General features: G+C 46.9%; 20 protein-coding genes. All 20 read left to right on the top strand.

The features are described from left to right. The first annotated feature begins 54 nt into the window (after positions 1–54). The 20 genes from B9N86_RS09960 to dut all read left to right on the top strand — a co-directional run bounded on the left by B9N86_RS09960 (position 55) and on the right by dut (position 24,973). Positions 55–822, top strand: a complete 768-nt coding sequence (locus B9N86_RS09960; RefSeq protein WP_208918884.1) for an undecaprenyl pyrophosphate synthase — start codon at positions 55–57, stop codon at positions 820–822. Between the two features lie 19 nt (positions 823–841). Next, a complete protein-coding gene (locus tag B9N86_RS09965) occupies positions 842–1,642 on the top strand; it encodes a phosphatidate cytidylyltransferase (RefSeq protein ID WP_208918885.1) in 801 nt (266 codons plus the stop codon). A 19-nt stretch (positions 1,643–1,661) separates the two neighbouring features. Next, positions 1,662–2,801, top strand: a complete 1,140-nt coding sequence (locus B9N86_RS09970; RefSeq protein ID WP_208918886.1) for a 1-deoxy-D-xylulose-5-phosphate reductoisomerase — start codon at positions 1,662–1,664, stop codon at positions 2,799–2,801. A 134-nt stretch (positions 2,802–2,935) separates the two neighbouring features. Beyond that, positions 2,936–4,204, top strand: coding sequence for an RIP metalloprotease RseP (gene rseP / locus B9N86_RS09975; RefSeq protein ID WP_425298608.1), 1,269 nt, complete (start codon positions 2,936–2,938; stop codon positions 4,202–4,204). A gap of 166 nt (positions 4,205–4,370) precedes the next feature. Then, the gene (gene proS / locus B9N86_RS09980; RefSeq protein WP_208918888.1) at positions 4,371–5,819 is read left to right on the top strand and encodes a proline--tRNA ligase; all 1,449 of its coding nucleotides are present in this window, start codon (positions 4,371–4,373) and stop codon (positions 5,817–5,819) included. 268 nt (positions 5,820–6,087) lie between these two features. Beyond that, positions 6,088–10,401: a PolC-type DNA polymerase III gene (locus tag B9N86_RS09985; protein WP_208918889.1), complete on the top strand. Its 4,314-nt coding sequence runs from the start codon at positions 6,088–6,090 to the stop codon at positions 10,399–10,401. A gap of 195 nt (positions 10,402–10,596) precedes the next feature. Continuing rightward, positions 10,597–11,058 carry a ribosome maturation factor RimP gene (gene rimP, locus B9N86_RS09990; protein ID WP_208918890.1) on the top strand — a complete coding sequence of 154 codons (462 nt, stop codon included), beginning with the start codon at positions 10,597–10,599 and terminating at the stop codon, positions 11,056–11,058. Positions 11,059–11,090: 32 nt separating this feature from the next. Next, positions 11,091–12,188, top strand: coding sequence for a transcription termination factor NusA (gene nusA, locus B9N86_RS09995; protein ID WP_208918891.1), 1,098 nt, complete (start codon positions 11,091–11,093; stop codon positions 12,186–12,188). 24 nt (positions 12,189–12,212) lie between these two features. Continuing rightward, entirely contained in the window at positions 12,213–12,521 is a 309-nt protein-coding gene (gene rnpM, locus B9N86_RS10000) for an RNase P modulator RnpM (RefSeq protein WP_208918892.1), read from the top strand. Beyond that, a complete protein-coding gene (locus B9N86_RS10005; protein ID WP_208918893.1) occupies positions 12,511–12,837 on the top strand; it encodes a L7Ae/L30e/S12e/Gadd45 family ribosomal protein in 327 nt (108 codons plus the stop codon). Before rnpM ends, B9N86_RS10005 begins: the two co-directional genes overlap by 11 nt. Then, a complete protein-coding gene (gene infB / locus B9N86_RS10010; RefSeq protein WP_208918894.1) occupies positions 12,830–15,598 on the top strand; it encodes a translation initiation factor IF-2 in 2,769 nt (922 codons plus the stop codon). The genes B9N86_RS10005 and infB overlap by 8 nt, the downstream gene beginning before the upstream one ends. Positions 15,599–15,617: 19 nt before the next feature. Next, positions 15,618–15,971, top strand: a complete 354-nt coding sequence (rbfA, locus tag B9N86_RS10015; protein ID WP_208918895.1) for a 30S ribosome-binding factor RbfA — start codon at positions 15,618–15,620, stop codon at positions 15,969–15,971. A gap of 28 nt (positions 15,972–15,999) precedes the next feature. Beyond that, positions 16,000–16,977, top strand: a complete 978-nt coding sequence (locus B9N86_RS10020; protein ID WP_208918896.1) for a DHH family phosphoesterase — start codon at positions 16,000–16,002, stop codon at positions 16,975–16,977. Then, the gene (truB, locus tag B9N86_RS10025) at positions 16,974–17,888 is read left to right on the top strand and encodes a tRNA pseudouridine(55) synthase TruB (RefSeq protein ID WP_208918897.1); all 915 of its coding nucleotides are present in this window, start codon (positions 16,974–16,976) and stop codon (positions 17,886–17,888) included. Before B9N86_RS10020 ends, truB begins: the two co-directional genes overlap by 4 nt. Positions 17,889–17,931: 43 nt before the next feature. Further along, complete coding sequence (locus B9N86_RS10030) at positions 17,932–18,879, top strand: bifunctional riboflavin kinase/FAD synthetase (RefSeq protein ID WP_208918898.1); 948 nt, start codon at positions 17,932–17,934, stop codon at positions 18,877–18,879. A 168-nt stretch (positions 18,880–19,047) separates the two neighbouring features. Then, entirely contained in the window at positions 19,048–19,317 is a 270-nt protein-coding gene (gene rpsO, locus B9N86_RS10035; protein WP_023957583.1) for a 30S ribosomal protein S15, read from the top strand. 622 nt (positions 19,318–19,939) lie between these two features. Then, positions 19,940–22,033, top strand: a complete 2,094-nt coding sequence (gene pnp / locus B9N86_RS10040) for a polyribonucleotide nucleotidyltransferase (RefSeq protein ID WP_208918899.1) — start codon at positions 19,940–19,942, stop codon at positions 22,031–22,033. Positions 22,034–22,209: 176 nt separating this feature from the next. Continuing rightward, positions 22,210–23,190 (top strand): polysaccharide deacetylase family protein, encoded by a 981-nt coding sequence (locus tag B9N86_RS10045; protein WP_208918900.1) that lies wholly within the window; start codon positions 22,210–22,212, stop codon positions 23,188–23,190. Between the two features lie 93 nt (positions 23,191–23,283). Further along, positions 23,284–24,549, top strand: coding sequence for a M16 family metallopeptidase (locus tag B9N86_RS10050; protein ID WP_208918901.1), 1,266 nt, complete (start codon positions 23,284–23,286; stop codon positions 24,547–24,549). Then, complete coding sequence (gene dut, locus B9N86_RS10055) at positions 24,527–24,973, top strand: dUTP diphosphatase (RefSeq protein WP_208918902.1); 447 nt, start codon at positions 24,527–24,529, stop codon at positions 24,971–24,973. Before B9N86_RS10050 ends, dut begins: the two co-directional genes overlap by 23 nt. Positions 24,974–25,165: the final 192 nt, after the last annotated feature.

Here is a 25,165-nt window from a genome sequence, read left to right on the forward strand (position 1 = left end):
GTAAAGGTGGGGTTTGTCTCTTTTTTGCAGAAAGATGCCTGGAGGAAATTTGGAATGATCAAACGGGTTCGATCGTGGTTGAATCAGGAGAACAGTCAGCAGGCGCCCCGGCTCTCTCCGGACAACATCCCTCATCATGTGGCCATTATTATGGACGGCAACGGCCGCTGGGCTAAGAAACGCGGGTTACCGCGTATTTTTGGACACCAGAGCGGTATGAAGGCTGTCAAAAAAGCTACTATTGCGGCGGATAATTTGGGGATCAAAATTTTGACGATGTATGCTTTTTCAACGGAAAACTGGAAGCGTCCCAAGGATGAGGTCGATTTCCTGATGAAGCTTCCGCAGGAGTTTCTGGCGATTGAGTTGGAAGAATTGATAGAGAAAAACGTCCGGGTAACGATGATGGGCCATCCGGAAGATCTTCCCTCGCATACGCTGGAGGCCATGCAAGAAGCGGTTGCAAGGACGGCGAATAATGATGGGCTTGTTTTGAATTTTGCGTTGAATTACGGCAGCCGCAAGGAGATCACCGAATGTGTCAAAGCGTTGGGGCGGGACATTGGCGAGGGGACCCTTCGGCCTGAGGATATTACCGAAGAACTGATAGGCAAAAGGCTTCTTTCGGGCGATCTACCAGATCCGGACTTGTTAATCCGAACGAGCGGTGAACTACGGCTCAGCAATTTTATGCTGTGGCAGCTCGCATACAGCGAATTATGGTTTACCGATGTTTTATGGCCTGAGTTTACCAGTGAACATTTGGTTGAAGCTGTTGCTGAATATCAACACAGAACAAGACGCTACGGCGGTCTAAAGTAGTTATGGAGGATGGGACGTAATGAAACAGCGAATAATTACCGGAATTGTAGCGGGAGCTGTCTTTTTAGGGTTATGTTTCATGGGCGGCCTTTGGTATCATTTTCTTGTCCTTGCTATGTCTTTGATCGGTTATTATGAATTTGTTAAGATGACGAAGGCTGCACCGTTCGGTGGAACGGCGGTCATTGGCTATCTTGGCGTACTGATGTTTGTGTTCCCATGGAATCTGCTGGATATTGCATTCCCGCTTCCATGGGGGAGTGGGACATGGCTTCTGATGCTGCTGTTTCTGCTCGTTACCGTATTCAGCAAGAACAGAGTTGGAATTCAACAGGTTTCGCTACTGTTTCTGGCCTCAGTCTATATCGGAATAGGCTTTTTGTATATTGCAGAATCACGGAATACACCGGATGGACACGGTCTGTTTTGGACATTCCTGCTTCTTGCATCCATTTGGGCAAGTGACGCCGGCGCTTATTTTGTTGGCCGTAAACTGGGGCGCAACAAACTCTGGCCGGCTATCAGTCCGAACAAAACCATTGAAGGTGCGGTCGGCGGCGTAATTATTGCTGTCATCACTGCGGTGATTTTTGCTCTTTTATCCGATGGCCTTCTACCTTTAGGTAATGCGTTGATGATCGGGCTTGCCAGCGCGGTAATCGGTCAACTAGGGGATCTTGTGCAATCAGCCTATAAGCGGGTATACGGCATTAAAGACTCTGGCAGTCTTTTACCTGGTCATGGCGGGATTTTAGACCGCTGTGACAGCTGGATTGTTGTATTTCCGTTCGTACATATTTTGAGTCTTCTCCCTTACTGATGAAAGGAAAGATGCAGGTATGAAAAAAATTAGTGTGCTTGGTTCCACAGGTTCCATCGGAACGCAGACATTAGATGTCGTCTCGAAATATCGTGATCAGTTTCAGATTGAAGGTTTAGCGGCAGGAAGCAATGTGGATCTGCTGATTCAGCAGTGCAAGGAATTTAAGCCGAAAAAGATTTCGGTAGCTACCAAAGAACTGGCGGAGCGTATTCGTCCGTTTCTTCCTGAAGGTACGCAGCTGTTTTTTGGCCGTGAGGGATTGATCGAGGTAGCAGCAGGAACCGATGCGGATATCGTCGTTACTGCTGTAGTCGGTAGTATGGGATTACCGTCTACATTAGCCGCGATTGAGGCTGGCAAAACGATTGGTTTGGCTAACAAGGAAACTCTTGTTACGGCTGGACATCTGGTTACGGCTTTAGCCCAAGCTAAAGGTGTTGATCTCATTCCGATCGACAGCGAACACTCGGCGATTTTTCAGTGTCTGAACGGCGAACGGCGTCAAGATGTTGAATTCATTACTATAACTGCATCTGGTGGTTCCTTCCGTGACTTAAACCGAGAACAGCTGAAAAATGTGACGGTGGAAGATGCTTTGAAACATCCGAACTGGTCCATGGGCGCTAAAATAACCATTGATTCGGCAACGATGGTGAACAAGGGTCTGGAAGTTATCGAGGCGCATTGGTTGTTTGGGCTGCCGTATGAACAGATTCAAGTACTGCTTCATCCAGAAAGTATCATTCACTCATTCGTACAGTACCGTGATTCCAGCATCATCGCACAACTCGGGAATCCGGACATGAGAGTGCCGATCCAATATGCGCTCACGTATCCGGAACGGTGGCCATCACCTTCACCCACACTATCTCTTGCAGAAGCCGGCAAGCTTCAATTCCGTGAAATGGACTTTGAGCGTTTTCCTTGTTTAAGGCTTGCTTACGAATGTGGTAAGATGGGTGGGACGGCAACAACGGTATTTAACGCCGCTAATGAAATGGCGGTTGCCCGTTTTCTGCGGAAAGAAATTTCATTTCTGCAGATTGAGGCTATCATCGAAAAAGTGCTGAACGAGCATAAGAACACACCTGAACCGGCTTTGGAGTTAATTGAAGAAAGTGACAAATTGGCGCGTGAGCTTGCCGCGCGACTGTAGGATTCTGAAGCTATTCGAAATTCTCCCTGAAAAAAGCTGACAGCATGTGATTCTCTTGTGATGAACAAGAGAATAATGATAATCTATAGGGACATACTGCGTTCTCAGAGGAAAAGGGGGATGTCAATTTGGAAATGGTGCAGGTCGTTTTTTTAACGGTGCTAATGTTCTTTGTCATCGTAACGGTGCATGAATGGGGGCACTATTATTTCGCCAAGCGAGCTGGTATTTTGGTTCGGGAGTTTGCGATCGGTTTCGGGCCGAAACTGTTCTCGTATAAACGTAACGAAACTCAATTCACATTGCGTATGCTTCCATTCGGAGGCTACGCCCGAATGGCCGGGGATGATCCGGAATTGATTGAAATTCAGGCGGGTCAGACAATTGCTGTAAGGTTGAATAGTGATAATCAGGTGAAGCGGATTTACCTGGACCAATTGGATAACCGTAAGAATATAATCCGGGGCGAGGTTCAGTTTATCGACCTGGAAGAACGTCTTTCCCTACGTCTGGATGTAGATGGTGAGTTTCAGCAGTACGAGGTTCATCCTCAAGCTATGATGATAACCAAGGGGACGGAAACACAGATCGCCCCTAAAAATCGCCAGTTCGGAAGTAAGACGGTCGGCCAACGTGCCCTTGCTATTTTTGCTGGTCCGGTGATGAATTTTTTACTTGCGTTCATTTTGTTCGCACTTCACATTCAGATGGCGGGAATTCCGGTGGAGAACCCGACTTATGTGCAGATTGGTAAGATTACAAAAGGCATGCCTGCGGATGAAGCGAATCTTCAGGAAGGCGACATCATCGAAACTGTCAATGGTACGGCAATAGGTGCGGATTTCAAAAAAATGATCGAACTTATTTCCGTTTCCAAGGACAAGCCGATGGATTGGACTGTTCGTCGTGGGGACGAGGTGTTTAATGTAACGTTAACACCACGATCCATGGAAGGACAAGAAGGCGGAAAGGTTGGTATCGTGACCGAGCTGCCAAGTCGTTCGGCGGGGTTCGGAGAGACCATTACCGGTTCAGGAAAAGCGATGGTGGATACGACAAACATCATTTTCCAGGGATTCAGTCAGTTGATTAATAAGTTCTCTATGGACGATTTGGGTGGTCCGGTTCGTACCTTTGAGGTTACCGGACAGATTGCTAAGCAAGGTATTGAGCAGTTGACCTATTGGGCAGCAATACTCAGCCTTTATCTTGGTATATTTAACCTGTTGCCAGTACCTGCACTTGACGGAAGTCGTCTCGTGTTTCTTGGAGTGGAGGCATTACGCGGCAAGCCGGTTGATCCAAACCGGGAAGGTATGGTGCATTTTATCGGATTCGCCATGTTGTTCCTCCTGATGATCGCCGTAACCTATAATGATATACTGCGTTTAATTAACGGTTAACCATTCATTTACGGCTCGGTGCGCCAGCCGCACGGAGCCGTAAATTTTTTTAAATATTAGAATTTATAAGTTTCACGCATATATGATCTAATATTTTGGCAATACCCTGACTTTAGCCTGATAAGCTGCATAATCGATGTTTTTATATGGGAGGACAAGTATTCTTATGTCTAAGGATAAACAATTCGTGACTGAAATTACGCCACAGGGAGAGGATTTCTCACGCTGGTATATTGATGTCATTAAAAAAGCGGACTTGATGGATTATTCACCGGTTCGGGGCTGTATCGTTTTCAAACCAGACGGCTATGAAATCTGGGAACATATCAAGGATGAATTGGATCGTCGGTTTAAAGAGACAGGACACCGCAATGCGTATTTCCCGCTCTTTATTCCGGAAAGTTTTTTCCAAAAGGAAAAAGAGCATGTGGAGGGCTTTAACCCGGAACTACCTTGGGTAACGGAAGCGGCTGGCGAGAAGCTTGAAGAGCGTCTTGCAATTCGTCCGACTTCTGAAACGATGATCGGACATATGTACTCCAAGTGGATTCAGTCTTACCGTGATCTTCCGGTGCTGATTAACCAGTGGGCCAACGTTGTACGCTGGGAGAAACGGACACTTCCATTTTTGCGGACGAGTGAGTTTTTATGGCAGGAAGGTCACACCGCTCATGAGACGGAAGAGGAAGCACGTCAAGAAACGATGCAAATGCTTGAGATTTACTGTGATTTTGTAGAGAACTACTTGGCAATTCCGGTTATTAAAGGCCAAAAGACACCTTCCGAGAAGTTTGCAGGTGCAGTGGATACTTATTCCATTGAAGCGATGATGAAAGATGGACGGGCTGTGCAGGCCGGTACATCTCACTTCATGGGAACCAACTTCTCCACAGCTTTTGAAATTCAATATTTGAATCGTGAAAATACGCTTGAGTATGCACACACCACCTCTTGGGGCGTAAGTACACGCTTGATCGGATCCTTGATCATGGTTCACGGGGATGATCGTGGATTGGTATTACCTCCGAAGGTTGCTCCAACACAAGTTATTATGGTTCCGATCGGACCTCCTAAGACTTGGGAAGCGGTTGTTGCACGTACGGACGAGCTGTTTAGCGAACTGAAATCAGCAGGAATTCGGGTTCGTGTAGATGATAATACTGATGTGCGTCCGGGGTGGAAGTTTAACGAGTACGAAATGCGCGGTGTTCCCGTCCGTCTGGAAATCGGACCTCGCGACATGGAGAACGGTGTATGTGTGCTCGTTTCCCGAATCACTGGAGAGAAGAAAATTGTACAACAAGCGAATCTGGTAGAGGAAGTTCAGGCGATGCTAGACCAAGTACATCAGGAGATGTATGACCGTGCCAAGGAATTCCGTGAAGATCATTTCTATTCTGTTGATACATTGGATGAAATGAAGGAAAGTATGGAAGAGAAGCGTGGCTTCACTTTGGCTGGATGGTGTGGTTCTGAGGCTTGTGAGGATACGGTAAAGCAGGAAACCGGTGCTACTAGCCGTAACATTCCGTTTGAACCGTCTGAACAGAAGAAGATCTGTCTCGTTTGTGGTGAAGAGGCAAATCATACCGTTCTGTTCGCAAGAGCTTACTAATGTGATAGAGTAATAGTTATAAAAAATGCTTGAACCATAACGAAACAAATTTTCCGGAAAGCTTCTGGATGGCATGACGCTCTGTGGGTAACAGGACGAATGGGTGCTGCCCCAGAAGCTTTTCGTTTGAAATATAAGAAAGTTTTAGATTTCATTTATACTTGGCTTATATTTCTCGCAGAAACGCCATCGTCCTCTCACAAGGAAGACGAAGTCGTTTCTACTTGTCTAACTGATTGTTTTTTTTCGTAAGCAGGGGGAGGGAACCATGGACACAGCGGAAGAGAAGAGAAAACGGTTTGAACTGCTGATGAAGCAGGGAGAGGTCCCGGCAGGTTTGATAGAACCCTATTTTTTAGACGGTTTGATTGAGCAGGTGGAGATCAGCCGCACCAGCAAGGAATGGACGGTAACCATCTTGAAGGAGACCCTCGTACCGTCAGAGGTATATCGGACGTTTTGCTTAAGGATACAAGAGAAAATGAATCATATCGCCAAGGTCAAGTTTGTATTTCGGTATCAGGGGACGATCCGTGAAACGGACATCGTACAGGAGTACTGGAGCCTTTTCCTGGAATGGGTGCACCGGGAAATTCCATCAGTGAATGGATGGATGGCGAGAGCCAAGTATGAAGTGGAGGAAGGTTTGCTGCAGCTCACGATGTCGGATGGTATGTCTCTGGAGCTTGCACGAAAGAAGCAGATCGACGAAGCTATCACTCGGTTCTATAGTCAGTACTTTGCGCTTACTCTTCGGGTGAAATTGAGTGTTGGCGATAATGGGCTGGCTGCCTATGAGGAGTTCGAGCAGAAGAAGCGTGAAGAAGAACGTGAAGTTATCCAGCAGATTATGACAAGTCTGGAAGTTGAGAACGATTCAGATGAAGAAGAAGGCGATATCAAACTACAGGTGGGTTATGACATCAAGGATCAGCCTGTACCGATTCAGGAAATCCAGGACGAGGAAAAGAAAATTGCGATTCAGGGTACCATTTTCGGCCTTGACCGTAAGGAGCTCCGAAACGGCAGTACACTCTTTATGTTTAACCTTACTGATTTTTCGGATTCACTGCAGATGAAGATGTTTGCCAAAACCAAGGACGATCTGAAGGTGCTGAATCTCCTGGCGGATGGCAAGTGGGTGAAGGCGCGCGGCCGGGTTGAGTTTGACCGGTTTATGCAGATACCTGAACTTGTGATGATTCCGTCGGATCTTACAGAAGTAAAAGCTCCGCCGTCTCGCAAAGATAATGCGCCTGTGAAGCGTGTGGAATTTCACCTTCATACAACAATGAGCACGATGGATGCTGTAACTTCGATTGATAAATATATTAAAACGGCTGCCGACTGGGGTCATAAAGCGATTGCGGTCAGTGACCACGGCGGTATTCAGTGTTACCCGGATGCCGATAAGCATTCCAGAAAAAACGGCATCAAGATGATGTATGGTGTAGAGGCCAATGTTGTAAACGATGCGGTTAATGTGGTGGAGCAGGCACAGCCGATTGAGCTGAATAGTGCAACATACGTCGTATTCGATATCGAGACTACTGGTCTATCCATCACGCGGAACAATATTACAGAACTTGCAGCCGTGAAAATGCATGAAGGCAAGGAAATTGACAGATATGCAACATTTGTTAACCCTCATGAAAAAATTCCTTACCATATCCAGCAGTTGACCAATATTACGGATGAAATGGTAAAGGACGCTCCAGACTTGGAACCAGTCCTCAAAGATTTCGTGGAATTTGTCGGGGATGCGGTACTGGTTGCCCATAACGCCAGATTTGATATGGGCTTTATTCAAGCCTCATTAAAGATCGCGGGGATGCCTACGCTAGAGAATCCATATTTAGATACGCTCGAGCTGGCACGATTGCTTCATCCGGGGATGAAGAACCACCGTTTGAATACACTGGCTAATAAATACAAGGTATTGCTGGAAAGCCATCACCGGGCCATTGACGACACCATTGCACTTGCTGGCATCTTGAATGGGCTGCTGGCAGATGTGGATAAGATGAAGGGGATTACGATGCTGAATCGTCTTAATGACTATGTCGGTAACGACTTGTCTAACACGAGACCTTTTCACTGTGGAATATACGCATTGAACCCGGTAGGCAAGAAAAATTTGTACAAGCTGGTATCCATGTCACACACGGAACATTTCAAAAAAGTGCCTTGTATTCCGAAGTCCAAGCTGGAGTCGATGCGTGACGGGCTGCTAGTGCTGTCAGGATGTGAGAAGGGTGAGTTTTTCGAGACGGTTCTCAATAAGACGGAGGAAGAAGCGGAAGAAATCGCCCAATTCTATGACGTTCTTGAAGTGCAGCCGTTAACGATGTACATGCACCTTGTGGATAAAGGTTTTGTTGGAAGTCCTGATGAGCTGAAGACGGCCATTGGGCGAGTGATCCGTATCGGGGAGAAGCTGAACAAGCCTGTTATTGCAACAGGAAACGTTCATTACCTCGAGCCGCGTCATAAGCTATTCCGTGACATTACAATTCACGGTATTACGGGTTTTAGCCCACTGAAGGATATTCGAAAGCCGGATGCTCATTTCCGTACAACTGAAGAGATGCTGGAGGAATTTGAGTATTTAGGCAAGGATAAAGCATTCGAAATCGTTGTTAAGAATACGAATGATTTGGCAGATCGGTTTGAGGAATTCGAACTGTTCCCGTCGAAGCTGTTCACTCCAATTATTGAAGGTGCGGATGAGGAAATCCGCAACACATGTTATGAAACCGCAAAATCGATTTATGGAGAAGAGCTGCCGGAGGTTGTTGTAGCCCGTCTGGAGAAAGAACTGGAGCCAATCATCAAGTACGGTTTCTCTGCGAACTATCTCATTTCCGAGAAACTGGTTAAGAAATCGAATCAGGATGGATACCTTGTAGGCTCGCGGGGCTCTGTAGGCTCTTCTGTAGTAGCAACCTTCTTGGGCATCTCAGAGGTTAACCCGCTTCCGGCTCATTACATTTGTAAGGATCCGGCTTGCAAGCACAGCGAATGGTTCCTGGACGGCAGCGTGCCAAGCGGATTCGACTTGCCGGGCAAGGCTTGTCCGGAATGCGGAAACATGATGAAAGGCGAGGGACAGGATATACCGTTCGAAACATTCCTAGGTTTCAAAGGGGACAAGGTTCCTGATATTGACTTGAACTTCTCCGGTGAATATCAACCGCTTGCCCATAATTTCACCAAAGAGATGTTCGGCGAGAAGAACGTATTCCGTGCCGGTACCATCGGTACCGTGGCAGAGAAGACGGCATTTGGCTTCGCCAAGAAATATGAAGAGCACAATAACAAGCTCTGGCGGGGCGCAGAATTGAACCGGCTTGCGTCAGGCTGTACCGGCGTCAAGCGGAGCACAGGCCAGCATCCCGGCGGGATCGTAGTTGTCCCGGATTATATTGAGGTTGAAGAGATCACGCCTGTGCAATTTCCGGCCGACGATGTCAATGCGGAGTGGAAAACAACGCATTTCGATTATCATGCCTTTGAAGCGAATCTGCTCAAGCTTGATATTCTCGGGCATGATGATCCGACCATGATGCGTATGCTTCAGGATTTGACGGGAGTAGACCCTACAACAATCCCGATGAATGATCCGAAGGTCATGAGTATGTTTAACTCCACGGATGCACTCGGTGTTACGCCGGAGCAAATCCGCTCACCTGTTGCAACATACGGGGTTCCCGAGATGGGTACGAAATTTGTTAGACAGATGCTGATTGAATCCCAGCCGTCAAGTTTCGCTGACCTTTTGCAAATTTCAGGATTGTCTCACGGTACAGGCGTATGGCTAGGGAATGCTCAGGAGCTGATTAAGAACGGTACATGCAACATCAAAACAGTTATCGGCTGTCGCGATGACATTATGCTGTTTCTGATTTACAAAGCGGGTATGGACGCCGGATTAGCGTTTAAGATTACGGAAAGTGTTCGTAAAGGTAAGGGACTGTCACAGGAATGGATTGACGAGATGAAGAGATGTAAAGTACCTCAGTGGTATATCGACTCATGTCTGAAAATCCAGTACATGTTCCCGAAGGCGCACGCTGCTGCCTATGTTATTTCGGCTGTGCGTACCGCCTATTTCAAGCTCTACCATCCGATTGAATACTACGCCACTTATTTCTCTGTTCGTGCTGAGGACTTTGATATCGAGTTGTGTTGTCAAGGTTATGATGCGATAGGGCGCCGGATTATTGAGATCGAACAGTTAGGATTTCAGGCAAGTACCAAGGAGAAGAGCATGCTTCCAATTCTTGAAATGGCACTGGAAATGTCAGCTCGCGGCTTAAAGTTCAAGAGTATTGATCTTTATCGTTCCGATGCTCTCCGCTTCATCGTGGATGGGGATTCACTAATTCCGCCATTCTCTGCCTTACAGGGTGTCGGTGACAACGCAGCACGAAACATTGCGGCTGCAAAAGAGTTCGGAGAGTTTCTGTCCATTGAAGATTTTCAGCAGAAATCCAAAGCCAGTAAGACAGCGGTTGAGCTGCTTACCCAAATGGGCTGCTTCCGAGGATTGCCGGAGAGCAACCAGCTCTCATTGTTTTAATGAATGGCTGAAAACAAAGGGGTTCAGCGGGCCTCTTGACAACTTGACAGTCAAGGACTCATACTTGTCACTATTGCCAGACTATGTTATAATTTTTTTGGTAATCATGGAGATAAAACCGTTGTGTAAAGAGTGGGGCAACCCACTCTTTACTCTTTGGTATATAGGAAATGAAAGTGTTGGAGGTTATGTTCTTTGAGCACACCGAAGATTAAAACGACTGTGGAAGAAATGGTGCAGCCGTATTTGGATGAACACGGCTTTGAACTGGTAGATGTGGAGTATGTTAAAGAAGGCAGCAATTGGTTTCTACGGGTGTTTGTGGACAAAGAAGGCGGCATCGATATAGACGATTGCGGTTCGGTCAGCGAATACCTGAGCCAAAAGCTGGACGAGAATGATCCAATTCCAACCGCTTACTTTCTTGAAGTTTCTTCACCTGGTGCAGAACGCCCATTGAAGAAGAAAGAAGACGTCGTCAAATCAGTTGGTAAAGATGTCTTCGTTACGGTTTACGAGGCTGTGGATGGAATGAAGGAATTTGAAGGCAAGCTGGAATCCTTTGATAACGAGGAGCTTGTCATTAAAGTCGGAAAGAAACAGCACGTTATTCCATATGCAAAAGTTGCCAGTGCCAGATTGGCCATCATTTTTTAGACGGAAGTTTTGAAAGGGGGAACCGATTTTCAATGAGTATGGATTTTATTGAAGCAATGAATGAATTGGAGAGAGACAAGGGGATTAGCAAGGATGTGCTGTTTGAAGCGATTGAGGCGGCACTTATTTCCAGCTATAAACGCAATTTCAACGCCGCGCAAAATGTGCGAGTGGATATGAACCGCAATACCGGAGTTATTAAGGTATATGCCCGCAAATTGATCGTGGAAGAGGTTCTGGATTCTCGCACAGAAATTTCGCTGCCTGCAGCACGTGACATTAACCCGCATTTTCAAATCGACGATATCGCCGAGATTGAAGTAACCCCGCGAGATTTTGGACGTATTGCAGCACAAACTGCCAAGCAGGTCGTTACACAACGCATTCGTGAAGCGGAACGTGGGCTGATCTACAGCGCCTTTATCGATAAGGAAGATGATATCGTAACAGGTACGCTGCAGCGTCAAGATCCGCGCAACATCTACATTGACCTGGGTAAGATTGAAGCGGTTCTACCGCTCACCGAGCTTATGCCTAACGAAAAGTTCAAGCACGGCGACCGGATCAAGGCGTACATTACTAAGGTTGAGAACACGACAAAGGGACCTCAGATTATGCTGTCCCGTACGCATCCGGGTCTCTTGAAGCGTCTGTTTGAGCTTGAGGTTCCTGAAATTTTTGACGGTGTAGTTGAAATTCGTTCCGTAGCTCGTGAAGCTGGGTTCCGTTCCAAAATCGCCGTGTACTCCCGCAACGAGGAGGTCGATCCTGTCGGCTCTTGTGTAGGGCCAAAAGGTATGCGTGTGCAGACGATCGTCAATGAGCTTCGTGGTGAAAAAATCGACATCGTGCGGTATTCGGAGCAGGTTGAGGAGTATGTTGCTAATGCTTTGAGTCCTTCCAAAGTATTGGAAGTTCAGGTTTACGAGGACGAGAAGATGGCTCGCGTTATCGTTCCTGACTATCAACTGTCTCTGGCCATCGGAATTAAAGGTCAGAACGCCCGACTTGCGGCTAAACTGACAGGCTGGAAAATCGATATTAAGAGCGAGAGCCAGGCGGAACAGGAATACGGCAGACCAAAAACCCATTCGGGTGAAATGCATCAGGATTCCGTCTCCGTCGATTAAAGTAAACAGACGGGGGTGTTAGCTTTGAAACAGAGAAAGATACCGCTTCGTAAATGTGTGGCTTGTCAGGAAATGATGTCCAAGAAGCAGCTTATCCGTGTAGTAAAGACACCCGATGATACAGTGCTTATTGATCTGACTGGCAAGAAGTCGGGCAGGGGCGCTTATTTGTGCGGGAAATTGTCCTGCTTTAAGCTTGCACACAAAAACAAAGCGCTTGATCGTGCTTTAAAGCATCATGTTCAGCCTGAAATTTATGAGCAGCTGGCACAGGACTTCATTAAGGTAGAAGATGAATTCCTAGCCGCCAAGGAGAGTGCCGATGACGAATAGGGCGCTTTCTCATTTGGGTCTTGCCATGCGAGCAGGTAAAGTGGTTACCGGCGATGAGATCGTGCTCAAAGTAATCCGGTCTTCTGAAGCGAAAATGGTCATTCTGGCGGGTGACGCCTCAGATAATACAAAAAAAAAGTTCCGCGATAAATGCGGAACTTATAAAATCCCTCTGGTAATCGGATTTGACCGGGAAAGACTGGGCACAAGTGTAGGTAAACCGCAAAGGGTTGTGCTGGCAGTGACGGATCAAGGATTCGCAGAAATGATCTCCAAGCAAGTGGGGATAATGTCGGAGGTGGAGTATATTGAGTAAACAGGAAAACAAAGACAATAAACTTCGTGTATATGAGTATGCTAAATCGTTGAGCATGAGCAGTAAGGAAATTATCACGATACTCAAGCGTCTGAACGTTCCAGTTAATAATCATATGAGTGTTATGGAAAACGAGACGGTATCCAAGGTGGAGCAGTTCTTTAAAGACATCAAGTCTAATGCTGCTGCTAAAAGGGACGGATCGGAAACATCACGGGGCGACAGCCGCAAGCCAGCAGTTTCTGGGGCTAGCAGTGCGGTTTCAGCTGGAAGCACTCAGGTAAACACTCCTCAACAAAATAACGAAGGCAGCCGCAGTGGGCAAAACGGCAGCCGGAATCAAGGTCAAAGACCATCTGGTCAAGGACAGGAACAAGGACAGCCTAAAAAACAACAGGAAAAGCAGGTAGGTATGAACAATAGAAATCAGAACACCCCAAATGCATCCGGCTCTCAACAGCGCTCTCAAGGTAGTCAGGATTCCCGGAGAACCAATAATTCCGGATCTTCCCAAGGAAACCAGCAAAACAACCGCAGCAGAGGCCCACAGGGCTCTGGTCAACAAAGCGGATCCCGTCCTCAGCAAGGAACAGGACAGGGTGGAGCACGCTCGCAAGGTGGAAGTCAGTCCCAAGGTTCACGTTCTCCTCAAGGTGGAGGTCAGTCCCAAGGTTCGCGTTCTCCTCAAGGTGGAGGTCAGTCCCAAGGTTCACGTTCTCCTCAAGGTGGAGGACAGTCTCAAGGCTCACGTTCCCCTCAAGGTGGAGGACAGTCTCAAGGAGGACGTTCCGACTCCAACCGTGCAGGCGGTAACACCGGCGGTTATTCCAACAATAACAACGCTGGAAACCGCGGTGGAAACAGAACCAACAATAATAACAACAACAACCGTCCAGGCTCCAAAAAATTTGACGACAACCGTCAAGGGGGCTTCCGTAACAATCGCGGAGGTAAGAATAACCGCGGTCGGAACCAGAACCAGCAGCCGCCTCGTGAGAAAATCGACAACACGCCGAAGAAAATTATCGTCCGTGGCAACATGACCGTCGGTGAAACGGCGAAGCTGCTTCATAAGGACGCTTCCGAGGTCATTAAGAAGCTGATTTTCCTCGGCGTGATGGCCACGATTAACCAGGAACTCGATATTGATACGATTCTGCTTCTGGCCGGCGAGTTCGGTGTTGAGGTAGAAGTGAAGATTCCGGTTGTGGAAGACCGCTTCGAAACGGTTGAAGAGGTTGATGATCCGGCGGATCTGCATGAACGTCCTCCGGTCGTTACGATTATGGGTCACGTCGACCATGGTAAAACGACACTTTTGGATGCTATTCGTTCAGCGAACGTATCCAGCGGCGAGGCTGGTGGTATTACCCAGCATATCGGTGCTTACCAGGTTGAAATTAACAGCAAGAAGATTACATTCTTGGATACACCAGGTCACGAAGCATTTACAGCTATGCGTGCCCGTGGTGCTCAAGTTACAGATATGACGATTATCGTAGTTGCGGCGGATGACGGCGTTATGCCTCAAACGGTTGAAGCCATCAACCACGCAAAGGCTGCGGGATTGCCAATTATCGTAGCAGTAAACAAGATTGATAAGCCTGAAGCGAATCCGGACAAAGTGAAACAGGAATTAACGGAGTATGAGCTTGTACCGGAAGAGTGGGGCGGAGACACAATCTTCGTTAACGTTTCGGCTAAACAGCGTATGGGTCTTGAGGATCTTCTTGAGATGATTCTGCTTGTAGCTGAAGTAAATGAGTACAAAGCGAACCCGGATAAGCGTGCCCGCGGTACCGTTATTGAAGCTGAACTGGATAAAGGCAGAGGTCCGGTGGCAAGGATTCTTGTACAACACGGTACACTTAAAGTCGGTGACGCCTTTGTTGCAGGTAACTGCTTCGGCCGTATCCGCGCTATGGTTAACGATAAGGGACGCCGTCTGAAAGAAGCCGGTCCTTCGACTCCTGTTGAAATTACAGGCTTGACCGAAGTTCCGGGAGCGGGAGATCCGTTTATGGTGTTTGAAGACGAGCGTAAAGCCCGTTCCATTGCCGATAAACGTTCCATCACACAGCGTCAATCCGAGTTGAACACAAATACACGTGTCACACTTGATGATTTGTTTCAACATATTAAAGATGGTGAAATTAAAGACCTTAACGTTATTATTAAAGGTGACGTGCAGGGTTCCGTTGAGGCGCTGAAAGGTTCCTTGAATAAAATCGAAGTGGAAGGCGTTCGCGTGAAAATCATTCACAGTGGCGCAGGCGCCATTACAGAGTCAGATGTTATTTTGGCTGCTGCTTCCAATGCCATCGTGATCGGCTTTAACGTGCGTCCGGATACTCAGGCTAAACAAACCGCTGAACAAGAAAAAGTGGATGTTCGCTTGCACCGGGTTATCTATAACGTGATTGAAGAGATTGAGCAAGCCATGAAAGGTATGCTGGATCCAATTTACAAGGAAAGTGTCATCGGCCATGCCGAAGTGCGTAACACCTTTAAAGTCAGCAAGGTGGGTACGATTGCAGGTTGTATGGTTACCTCCGGTAAAATATCGCGTAACGCCGAAATGCGCCTGATCCGTGACGGCATCGTTATTCATGAAGGTAAGATCGATTCACTCAAACGCTACAAAGATGATGCTAAAGATGTGGCGCAAGGTTATGAATGTGGCATTACCTTGGAAAGCTATAGTGACGTCAAAGAAGGAGACGTCATTGAAGCCTTTATCATGGAAACGGTAGAGCGCTAACGTAAAGAGGTGATCAGACATGGCTAAAATCCGAACAGGACGCGTCAGCGAACAAATTAAGAAAGAACTCAGCCAGCTTATACAGACGGAGATGAAGGATCCTCGAATCGGCTTCATCACCGTAACCGGGGTAGATGTGACGAATGACTTGTCACAGGCTAAGGTATATCTCAGCGTACTCGGTGATGATGAGCAGAAAGCTGCTACCTTGAAAGGACTTGAGAAAGCAAGTGGCTTTCTCCGTTCAGAGCTTGGCAAAAGAGTTCGTCTCCGCCATGTGCCGGAGTTGATCTTCAAGTTCGATGAATCCATTGCATACGGTAGCCGGATTGAGAAGCTACTAGGTGAAATCGGCGAGCGCGAAGAAGATTAGACAGATCGTTTTATAAAGGAGAGGGCGAATGCAGACCTATGAACAAGAGCTGCAGCAGGCCAAAAAATTTCTGCTGGAGCATGACGATTACTTGATAGTGTCGCACGTTCAGCCCGATGGAGATGCAGTCAGTTCCACCCTTGCGGTGGGCTGGCTTCTCTCACGTTTGGGCAAAAAATTCACTATGATGAACGAAGGAGTCATTCCGAAGAGAATGAAATCCTTATGGCATGCCGATGATCTAATCAACATGTCGGAGTACCCGCCGCAGCGTTCTTTTAGTAACATTATTTGTGTGGATTGTGCCGATTTTGAGCGTGTTGGCCGGACGAAGCAGTTTTTCACTGAGGATGCAATCATTGTTAACATTGATCATCATCCGACGAACAACCGGTACGGCGCTGTCAACGTGGTCCTTCCTGAGGCCGCAGCAACCGCAGAAATTCTTTTTGACCTGTTAAACTTGTTCGAAATAGAGTGGGACGCTGAAGTTGCCACAGCTATATACACGGGTCTGTTAACGGACACAGGTGGCTTCCGTTACGCAAATACGTCTCCAAAAGTGATGGGTATAGCTTCAGAGCTGCTATCCTATGGAGTGAATGGACCGGAGCTTGCGGAGTCGCTGCTGGAAGAGATGACCCTTCCGCAATTGAAAGTGCTGGTTCATGCGCTGAATACATTGAACATTACACCAGACGGTAAGGTAGCCTGGGTGTATGTTACACCTCAGCACATGATCGATACCGGAGCTGTTAATGAAGATCTGGAAGGTATCGTTAATTATCCGCGCAACATTCAAGGTGTAGAGGTCGGGATTTTGTTTAAGCAAGTGGATACCGGAGCTGTTAAGGTAAGCCTGCGTTCCGCTGGTAAAGTGGACGTGGCAGCATTGGCCCAATCCTTTGGCGGAGGCGGGCATGTTCGTGCAGCAGGCTGCCGGATCGAAGGAGATTTGGAAGACACTATTTCTAAGGTAGTAGAGCAGGTGAGACAAGCACTATGACAGAACTTGAAGGTATTTTGGCGGTACACAAGCCAGCTGGATGGACTTCACATGATGTTGTCGCTAAAGTACGCCGTCTTGTCAAAATGAAAAGAATCGGTCACGCGGGAACACTGGACCCTGAGGTAACGGGCGTATTGCCTCTTTGTCTCGGGCGTGCGACCCGTGTGGTTGAATACATGCAGGAGCTTCCCAAAGAGTACCGAGCAGTTCTCCGCTTAGGACTTTCTACAGATACCGAGGATATAACTGGTACGGTAATTGAGTCAGTGGAAACAGTAAATGTAACGAAGAAAGAAGCGGAGGAAACACTTCGTTCCTTTCTGGGTGAGATTTCTCAGGTACCGCCCATGTATTCAGCAGTGAAGGTTGATGGTAAAAGACTGTACGAGCTTGCCCGTGAAGGGAAGACAGTTGAACGCAAAAGCCGTACGGTTAACATTTATGAAATAGAGATGACGGGTTTTGAGGAACAGGAGAACTACACCGATATTTCTTTTCGTGTTCTGTGTTCCAAAGGAACTTATATCCGCACGCTCTGTGTAGATATTGGAAGGAAACTGGGACTCCCTTCGACGATGGCAAAACTTATGCGAACCTTATCGGCGGGGATTTCCTCAACCAAATGTTTGACACTGGAACAAATCGAACAGTTTATGGAAGACGGAACGTTAAGCTCCAGGTTGATCCCTGTGGATGAAGCTATCGTGCACTTGCCTGCCCACACTGTTACCGATGAGAAGAGGAATGCGGCTCTACAGGGACAAAGGTTGTCTGCCCGGGCCGTAGATCCTCCAGTTGATCACTCGGAATGTATCCGGTTGTATGACAGAGAGGACCGGTTTCTAGGTATATTCCAAAGACAGGAAGAGACGGGAGCTGTTGTTCCAGTCAAGGTCTTCTCTGTTTAAAACTAATGATGTCCTATCTAAGTGAATTGCAGGTGAGAAGCACATGAAAATCGTTTCTATATCTTATCCGTTAACTCCGGAACAGAAAAATGAGCTGGGTATTCCGCAGGTAGCGGCTATCGGCCAATTTGATGGCCTCCATCTGGGTCATGGCAGTGTTATTTCTACAGCTGTCGATTTAGCACGCAAAGAGGCTATACCGTCGGCAGTCATCACCTTTTACCCACATCCGAAGGATGTGATGCGTAAAGGGAATTATGAAGGTTATTTAACGCCTCAGGTGGACAAGCAGGAGCTGCTTGCCGAAATGGGGATTGATATACTCTATGTGGTGGATTTCAATGAGGATTTTTCACAAGTCAGTCCGGAAGATTTCGTAACGGAAATGCTCATGCCGCTTCAGCTGCATACGGCAGTGGTCGGCTTTGACTTCCGTTTCGGCTTTAAAGGTGCCGGCCGTGCAGACATGCTTCATGAGATGAGCAGAGGGACGATTCAGGTTGTCACGGTTCCACCTTTCCTTATGGACGGTGAGAAGGTTGGAAGTTCTTCCATACGATCGGCATTGTTTAGCGGTCGGATAGAAGATGCTACCCGTTGGCTTGGTCGGAATTACCGGATTCGTGGTACAGTGATTCATGGCGAGAAGCGGGGTCGCGCTTTGGGATTTCGTACAGCAAATCTGGAGCTTGAGGCACATTATGTTACTCCGGCTTTAGGAGTTTACGCTGTTTGGGCCCGGTGTTCTACGGATAAGGAGTGGCTTCCTGGCGTTATGAGTGTTGGTCTGAAACCTACCTTTCACGACGGTATAGTCAAGCCCATTTACGAGGTACATTTGCTTGACTTTGATGGAGACCTTTATGGACAAACCATGATTGTGGATGTTGTACAGTTTATCCGTAAGGAACTCAAATTCAATTCGGTTAACGAATTGATCGAGGGGATTTCACGGGATGTAGCCAAAACCAGAGAGATCTTGAACCGATAATTCCATTTTTTTGGACAAATTGCGATGATCGCATTTTCTTTTTTAAATAAAGTGTGCTATACTCTTAGAGGTTGCCCGGGTAACGGGCTTTCATAACCTTGGCTTGGTTGTTCGATCTCACCGTCGGTAACGAGGCCAATGGCGATTATAATGAAGGAGGTGAACAGGATGGCATTGACTCAAGAACGTAAACAACAACTGATTGACGAGCACAAAACTCACGAGTCCGATACAGGATCTCCAGAGGTGCAAATCGCTATCCTAACGGAAAACATTACGAGCTTGACTGACCACTTGCGTACGCACAAGAAAGATCATCACTCCCGTCGTGGATTGTTGAAAATGGTCGGCCAACGCCGTAAGTTGCTTGCATACTTGAAAAACAAGGATGTTAAACGTTACAGCGCTTTGATCGAGAAGCTTGGATTACGCCGCTAATAATCCATAAGGTGTACGAAAGCAGCCTGGTTGTCCACTGTCCTTCTTGGAACGACAGCGGTGCAGCCGGGCTCTTTTTAGATTCTAGGGATGCGGTTTATCCTTTGTATTCTTGACGGTTTGTTATGGGCTCAGATGGGTTCTTTCTGTTACATATACAGCCAGATACTGACCCGACTGAACCGCCCTGGATTTTTTAAAGGGCGGTATTTTAAGAGATAAGAAAGTCTAAACTTCGGAGAAACAGCATCCTTATCTCGCAAGAAAAACAACCGCTAAACGCGGTCTGTCTTCATTGAAGTACGTCGATAAGACGTTTTTCTTTAGAGATAAGAAAGGTATAAACTTCGGAGTAAACAGCATCCTTATCTCGCAAGAAAAACAACCGCTAAATGCGGTCTGTCTTCATTGAGGTACGTCGATAAGACGTTTTTCTTTAGAGATAAGAAAGTCTAAACTTCGGAGTAAACAGCATCCTTATCTCGCAAGAAAAACAACCGCTAAACGCGGTCTGTCTTCATTGAGATACGTCGATAAGACGTTTTTCTTATGAAGAACGCAAATACAGGCAATACTTGAAATTAGCAGGTAAAAATAAGAAGTCCTCACGAGGAGGGATTACATGGAAAAACGTGTTGAAATGCAGCTGGGAGGAAGACCACTCGTCTTGGAGACAGGCCGATTGGCTAAACAGGCTAACGCTGCGGTTATGGTCCGTTACGGCGATACGGCTGTACTGTGTACGGTAACGGCTTCAAGTGAACCAAAAGATTTGGATTTTTTCCCGCTGACCGTTAACTATGAAGAAAGATTGTACGCAGTAGGTAAAATTCCAGGCGGATTTATTAAACGTGAAGGTAGACCGAGTCAGAAAGCGATTCTGGCCAGCCGTTTGACGGACCGTCCGATTCGCCCGCTGTTTCCAGAAGGTTTCCGAAATGACGTTCAGGTATTGAATCTAGTTATGAGTGTGGATCAGGACTGTGCACCTGATATCGCAGCCATGATTGGTACCTCCGCTGCGCTTAGCATTTCCGATGTTCCGTTTAACGGGCCGATCGGTGGCGTAGCTGTTGGACGTATTGATGGAAAACTCATTATCAATCCGACCATTGCTGAGCAGGAAATCAGTGATGTCTATCTTGTCGTATCCGGTACGAAAGATGCGATTATGATGGTGGAAGCTGAAGCGAACGAAGTGCCTGAAGAAGTAATGCTCGAGGCGATTATGTTCGGTCATGATGAGATTAAGAAGATCGTAGCTACGATCGAGGAGCTTGTTAGCATCGCAGGTAAAGAAAAGATGGAAGTGAAACTTCATGCGGTCGATGAAACCGTAAACCGCGAGGTTCGCGAGTTTGCTGCTGAACGTTTGGTGGAAGCGGTTCGTATTGCTGAGAAGCATGCCCGTCAGGATGCGATCGATGTTATTAACGATGAAGCTTTTACTGTTTTTGAAGAGAAATACATTGAAACTCCTGAACTTTTGAAAGACGTTAAAGAGGTTCTGCACGATATCGTAAAAGAAGAAGTCAGACGCCTTATTACGCATGATAAAGTTCGTCCAGATGGACGCGGTCTGTCTGAAATCCGCCCGATCGAATGTGATACAAGCCTTCTGCCGCGTACACACGGCTCCGGTCTGTTTACACGTGGTCAAACACAAGCGCTTAGCGTTTGTACGCTTGGAGCTTTGGGTGACGTACAGATTCTTGATGGTATCGATCTGGAAGAAACGAAGCGTTTCATGCATCATTACAATTTCCCTCCGTTCAGTGTCGGCGAGGCTCGTCCTCTGCGTGCTCCAGGACGTCGCGAAATCGGACACGGTGCATTGGGTGAACGCGCATTGTCCAAGGTTATTCCTTCAGAAGTTGACTTCCCGTACACGATTCGTCTCGTTTCCGAGGTTATTGAATCCAACGGCTCGACATCCCAAGCAAGTATTTGCGCAAGTACTCTTGCCATGATGGATGCAGGTGTGCCGATTAAAGCGCCGGTTGCAGGTGTAGCCATGGGCTTGATCAAAGACGGTGATCATGTTTCTATCTTGACAGATATTCAAGGTATGGAAGATCATCTTGGCGATATGGATTTCAAGGTGGCAGGTACAGCTGAAGGCGTTACTGCAATCCAAATGGACATCAAGATTGACGGTATTGACCGCAATATTTTGCAGGAAGCTTTGGATCAGGCCAAAGAAGGCCGTATGCACATTCTCGGTAAAATGATGGAAGTGATCCAGAAGCCAAGAGAAACTCTTTCTCAATATGCTCCAAAAATCATTACAATGCAGATTAATCCGGATAAAATCCGTGACGTTATCGGTGCAGGCGGTAAAATCATCAATAAAATTATTGAAGAAACCGGCGTGAAAATCGATATCGAACAGGACGGTCGCGTATTCATTGCTTCATCTAATGCGGAGATGAACCAAAAAGCGCTTTCGATTATCGAAGGTATTGTGCGTGAAGTGGCTGTAGGTGAAATTTATACCGGAACCGTTAAACGGATTGAGAAGTTCGGTGCTTTTGTAGAAATTCTTCCGAACAAAGACGGTCTTGTTCATATTTCTCAGCTGTCCACCGAGCGTGTGGCTAAAGTGGAGGATGTTGTTGCGATCGGTGATGTGATTACCGTTAAGGTTACTGAAATCGATCAGCAAGGCCGGATTAACCTTTCCCGTAAAGCCGTTTTGACGGCTGAAACGAAGTAAGGGTAAACCGATACACGATCTATAATGAAGGAAAGAGGCAGAAATGATTCTGGCTCTTTTTTTTATATCTCTTTTGGGATTTGTTCGGTATGTAGATTGCAAGATAATAAGGTACATAATACGTATCCTCTGCTCATAAAATGGGACAAAGCCTAACAAAGGGGATGGATGCGTCCATGAAAGGATTGAAGGCGGCGGTGCTACTAGTCGGCATCGTATCAGTGTCAGGAATCGCGGTAATTACAGGTTCCTGGGAGTATATCAAACAGCTAAACGAGGTTCAAGGGGCTATAAATTTAGAGCAGCAGACTGCGGCTGTCGACGTGCAATTGCTGAATGAGATTGAAGCCGAAGCAGCTAAGACGAGAATTGAGCCCGTAGATGCTAAGGTGGATTCCGTGTGGAAAGCGGTCCCCGGTTATAACGGCCAGGAGATTCATGTGGAGGAAACGTACAAGAGTAATTTAAAGAGACGAGCGGGTGAACCGATTACGTACGTCTACCGGCAAATACCAGTGAAGGTAACACTGGATCAACTGGGCGAGCATCCGATTTACCGGGGGAATCCGAATAAACCGATGGTATCTTTGATGATTAACGTCGCCTGGGGTAACGAATTTATTGAACCGATGCTAAACATCCTGGATGAGGAAAAGATTAAAACAACCTTTTTCCTGGACGGAAGCTGGCTGGCGAAAAACCCGGAGCTGGCTGCTGAAATATTGAAAAGAGGCCACGAAGTCGAGAATCACGCATACTCTCATCCGAATATGAGCCAGCTGAGCCGGAGCCGTGCAGAGCTGGAAATTGCAAAAACGCAGGATCTGCTTAAGGAAAAACTAGGTGTAACGAACAAATGGTTCGCTCCTCCATCCGGTGATTTTAACCAGCAGACTGTTTCTATTGCACGAGCACGCGGCTTGAGAACCGTTATGTGGACACTTGATACCGTGGATTGGAGGAATCCTTCGCCGGAATCCGTCGTGCAAAAAATTTCAAAAAAAGTTGAGCCTGGCTTTCTGATCTTGATGCATCCTACCATCTCTTCCTCTAAAGCACTTAAAGGCATGATCCAAGGGATACGCGCTAAAGGACTGCAAATCGGTACAGTAAGCGAAACTTTATCACCTGAACGGATTATGCCTTATGGAAGTTGAGTGACTCTTTTAAGTTTGATACAATGTATGGATGGCATCAATCACCTTTAATATAGATTGAGTGAAACTAAGGAGCAGTTAGGAGGGCCTTTCGTGAAAAAAATACAGCTGTCAAACGGCCTGAGAGTAGTTATGGAACAAATCCCGACATGTCGTTCGGTCTCCTTCGGGATTTGGGTCAAAACCGGATCCCGCAATGAATCGCTGGATATAAACGGGATTACCCATTTTATTGAACATATGATGTTTAAAGGAACCGACCGGTTTGATGCCCGCGCGATAGCAGAACAGTTCGATGCGATAGGCGGCAATGTGAATGCATTTACTTCGAAAGAATATACGTGTTATTACGCGAAGGTGTTGGATGAGCATCTTCCGATTGCTGTAGATGTGTTGTCGGATATGTTCTTTAATTCGCGGCTTGATTCGGAAGAGCTGGCAAAAGAAAAAAATGTAATTCTTGAAGAAATCGCTATGTATGAAGACACACCGGATGATCTAGTTCATGATCTGATGTCTCTTTCCGCTTACGGGGATCATCCACTGGCTTATCCAATTTTAGGTACGAAAGAACGTCTCGAAGCGATGGACTCCGATGCTCTTAGATCGTATATGAACAGTCATTACACGATTGAGAATACGGTAATTGCCCTGGCCGGGAATATTGACGACAGTGTTATTGAACTGCTGGAGCGTCATTTTGGCGCTTTTAAGAACAATGGTTCAAGTCAGCAACTAACCGTGCCTGCCTTCCAGGACGGACTGATCTATCATAAGAAGAAGACGGAACAGAATCATATTTGTCTTTCCTTTCCCGGCAGTTCGATTGGAGATGAGCTCCAGTATGCGATGGTCTTGCTGAACAACGCCATTGGAGGCGGCATGAGCTCACGTCTTTTTCAGGAGATTCGTGAGAAACGGGGGCTTGCTTACTCCGTGTATTCTTATCATAGCTCTCATGCGGATAGCGGTATGTTTACTATTTATGCCGGTACCGCACCTAAACAGACGAAGGATGTACTTGAGCTGACGAAAGAGATCTTGTCGGATCTGGCTGTGAAGGGAATGTCGGAAGAAGAGCTTCATAAAGGTAAGGAGCAGCTTAAGGGAAGTCTTATTCTCAGCTTGGAAAGCACGGGCAGCCGCATGAACCGTCTCGGGAAAAATGAGCTTATGCTAGGCCGCCATTACAGCCTGGACGAAATGATTCAGCGCATTGAACAGGTTAATATGGAAGATGTCCAAAAGGTTATCAACCGTATGTTTGAAACCCCGTTCGCTCTAGCCATGGTTGGATCTTCAGATAAAGCGCTGAACAAAATTAGGAGGGACGAATTTGTTGCATTACGTTCAAATTAACAGACTGCCAGGTAATGAAGATGTGAAACTTCCGGTCAAAATGTCGGAGCTTGCAGCCGGCTTTGATCTGCATGCTGCTGTGGAGGTACCGGTTGTATTGATGCCAGGAGAGCGAAAGCTGATCCCAACAGGTATTGCCATCGCCATGCCAGGGGAGTTGGAAGCCCAAATCAGACCGCGCAGCGGACTGGCATACAAACATGGTATTACATGCCTGAATTCACCAGGTACAATTGACGCTGATTACCGCGGTGAGATTAAAGTGCTGCTGATCAACTTGGGACAAGAATCGTTTACGATTGAGCGCAACGAGCGCATCGCTCAAATGGTGTTTCAAACCGTGCCGTCTGTTGAATTTGTACAGGTAGACGAACTATCGGATACCATTCGGGGAGCCGGTGGATTTGGACATACAGGCAAATAGACACGTGCTTTAGTTTGGAGTTATAAGAATAGAACATTATTCTATTGAACCGTTCCGGAACTTCCGGAACGGTTTTTTTGTATGTTCCTTGATCGATTAACATATCGGCAGAAGTTTCAAGTACGCTCCGCTCACCTATTTTTAGGCTCCCGCATAAGATGGTCTATACTTGGTTGGGAAAGGAGCGAGCCT

Origin of the sequence: Paenibacillus uliginis N3/975, from assembly GCF_900177425.1 — a bacterium.
In the GTDB taxonomy this organism is placed as follows: domain Bacteria; phylum Bacillota; class Bacilli; order Paenibacillales; family Paenibacillaceae; genus Paenibacillus_AQ; species Paenibacillus_AQ uliginis.

Coding starts and splice junctions, on each gene's coding strand:
- proS (WP_208918888.1), top strand. CDS start 4,371: ATGTCTAAGGATAAACAATTCGTGACTGAAATTACGCCACAGGGAGAG.
- B9N86_RS09960 (WP_208918884.1), top strand. CDS start 55: ATGATCAAACGGGTTCGATCGTGGTTGAATCAGGAGAACAGTCAGCAG.
- rbfA (WP_208918895.1), top strand. CDS start 15,618: ATGGCTAAAATCCGAACAGGACGCGTCAGCGAACAAATTAAGAAAGAA.
- B9N86_RS10045 (WP_208918900.1), top strand. CDS start 22,210: ATGAAAGGATTGAAGGCGGCGGTGCTACTAGTCGGCATCGTATCAGTG.
- B9N86_RS09970 (WP_208918886.1), top strand. CDS start 1,662: ATGAAAAAAATTAGTGTGCTTGGTTCCACAGGTTCCATCGGAACGCAG.
- rpsO (WP_023957583.1), top strand. CDS start 19,048: ATGGCATTGACTCAAGAACGTAAACAACAACTGATTGACGAGCACAAA.
- nusA (WP_208918891.1), top strand. CDS start 11,091: ATGAGTATGGATTTTATTGAAGCAATGAATGAATTGGAGAGAGACAAG.
- B9N86_RS10030 (WP_208918898.1), top strand. CDS start 17,932: ATGAAAATCGTTTCTATATCTTATCCGTTAACTCCGGAACAGAAAAAT.
- B9N86_RS10005 (WP_208918893.1), top strand. CDS start 12,511: ATGACGAATAGGGCGCTTTCTCATTTGGGTCTTGCCATGCGAGCAGGT.
- B9N86_RS09965 (WP_208918885.1), top strand. CDS start 842: ATGAAACAGCGAATAATTACCGGAATTGTAGCGGGAGCTGTCTTTTTA.
- pnp (WP_208918899.1), top strand. CDS start 19,940: ATGGAAAAACGTGTTGAAATGCAGCTGGGAGGAAGACCACTCGTCTTG.
- rseP (WP_425298608.1), top strand. CDS start 2,936: ATGGTGCAGGTCGTTTTTTTAACGGTGCTAATGTTCTTTGTCATCGTA.
- truB (WP_208918897.1), top strand. CDS start 16,974: ATGACAGAACTTGAAGGTATTTTGGCGGTACACAAGCCAGCTGGATGG.
- B9N86_RS09985 (WP_208918889.1), top strand. CDS start 6,088: ATGGACACAGCGGAAGAGAAGAGAAAACGGTTTGAACTGCTGATGAAG.
- B9N86_RS10020 (WP_208918896.1), top strand. CDS start 16,000: ATGCAGACCTATGAACAAGAGCTGCAGCAGGCCAAAAAATTTCTGCTG.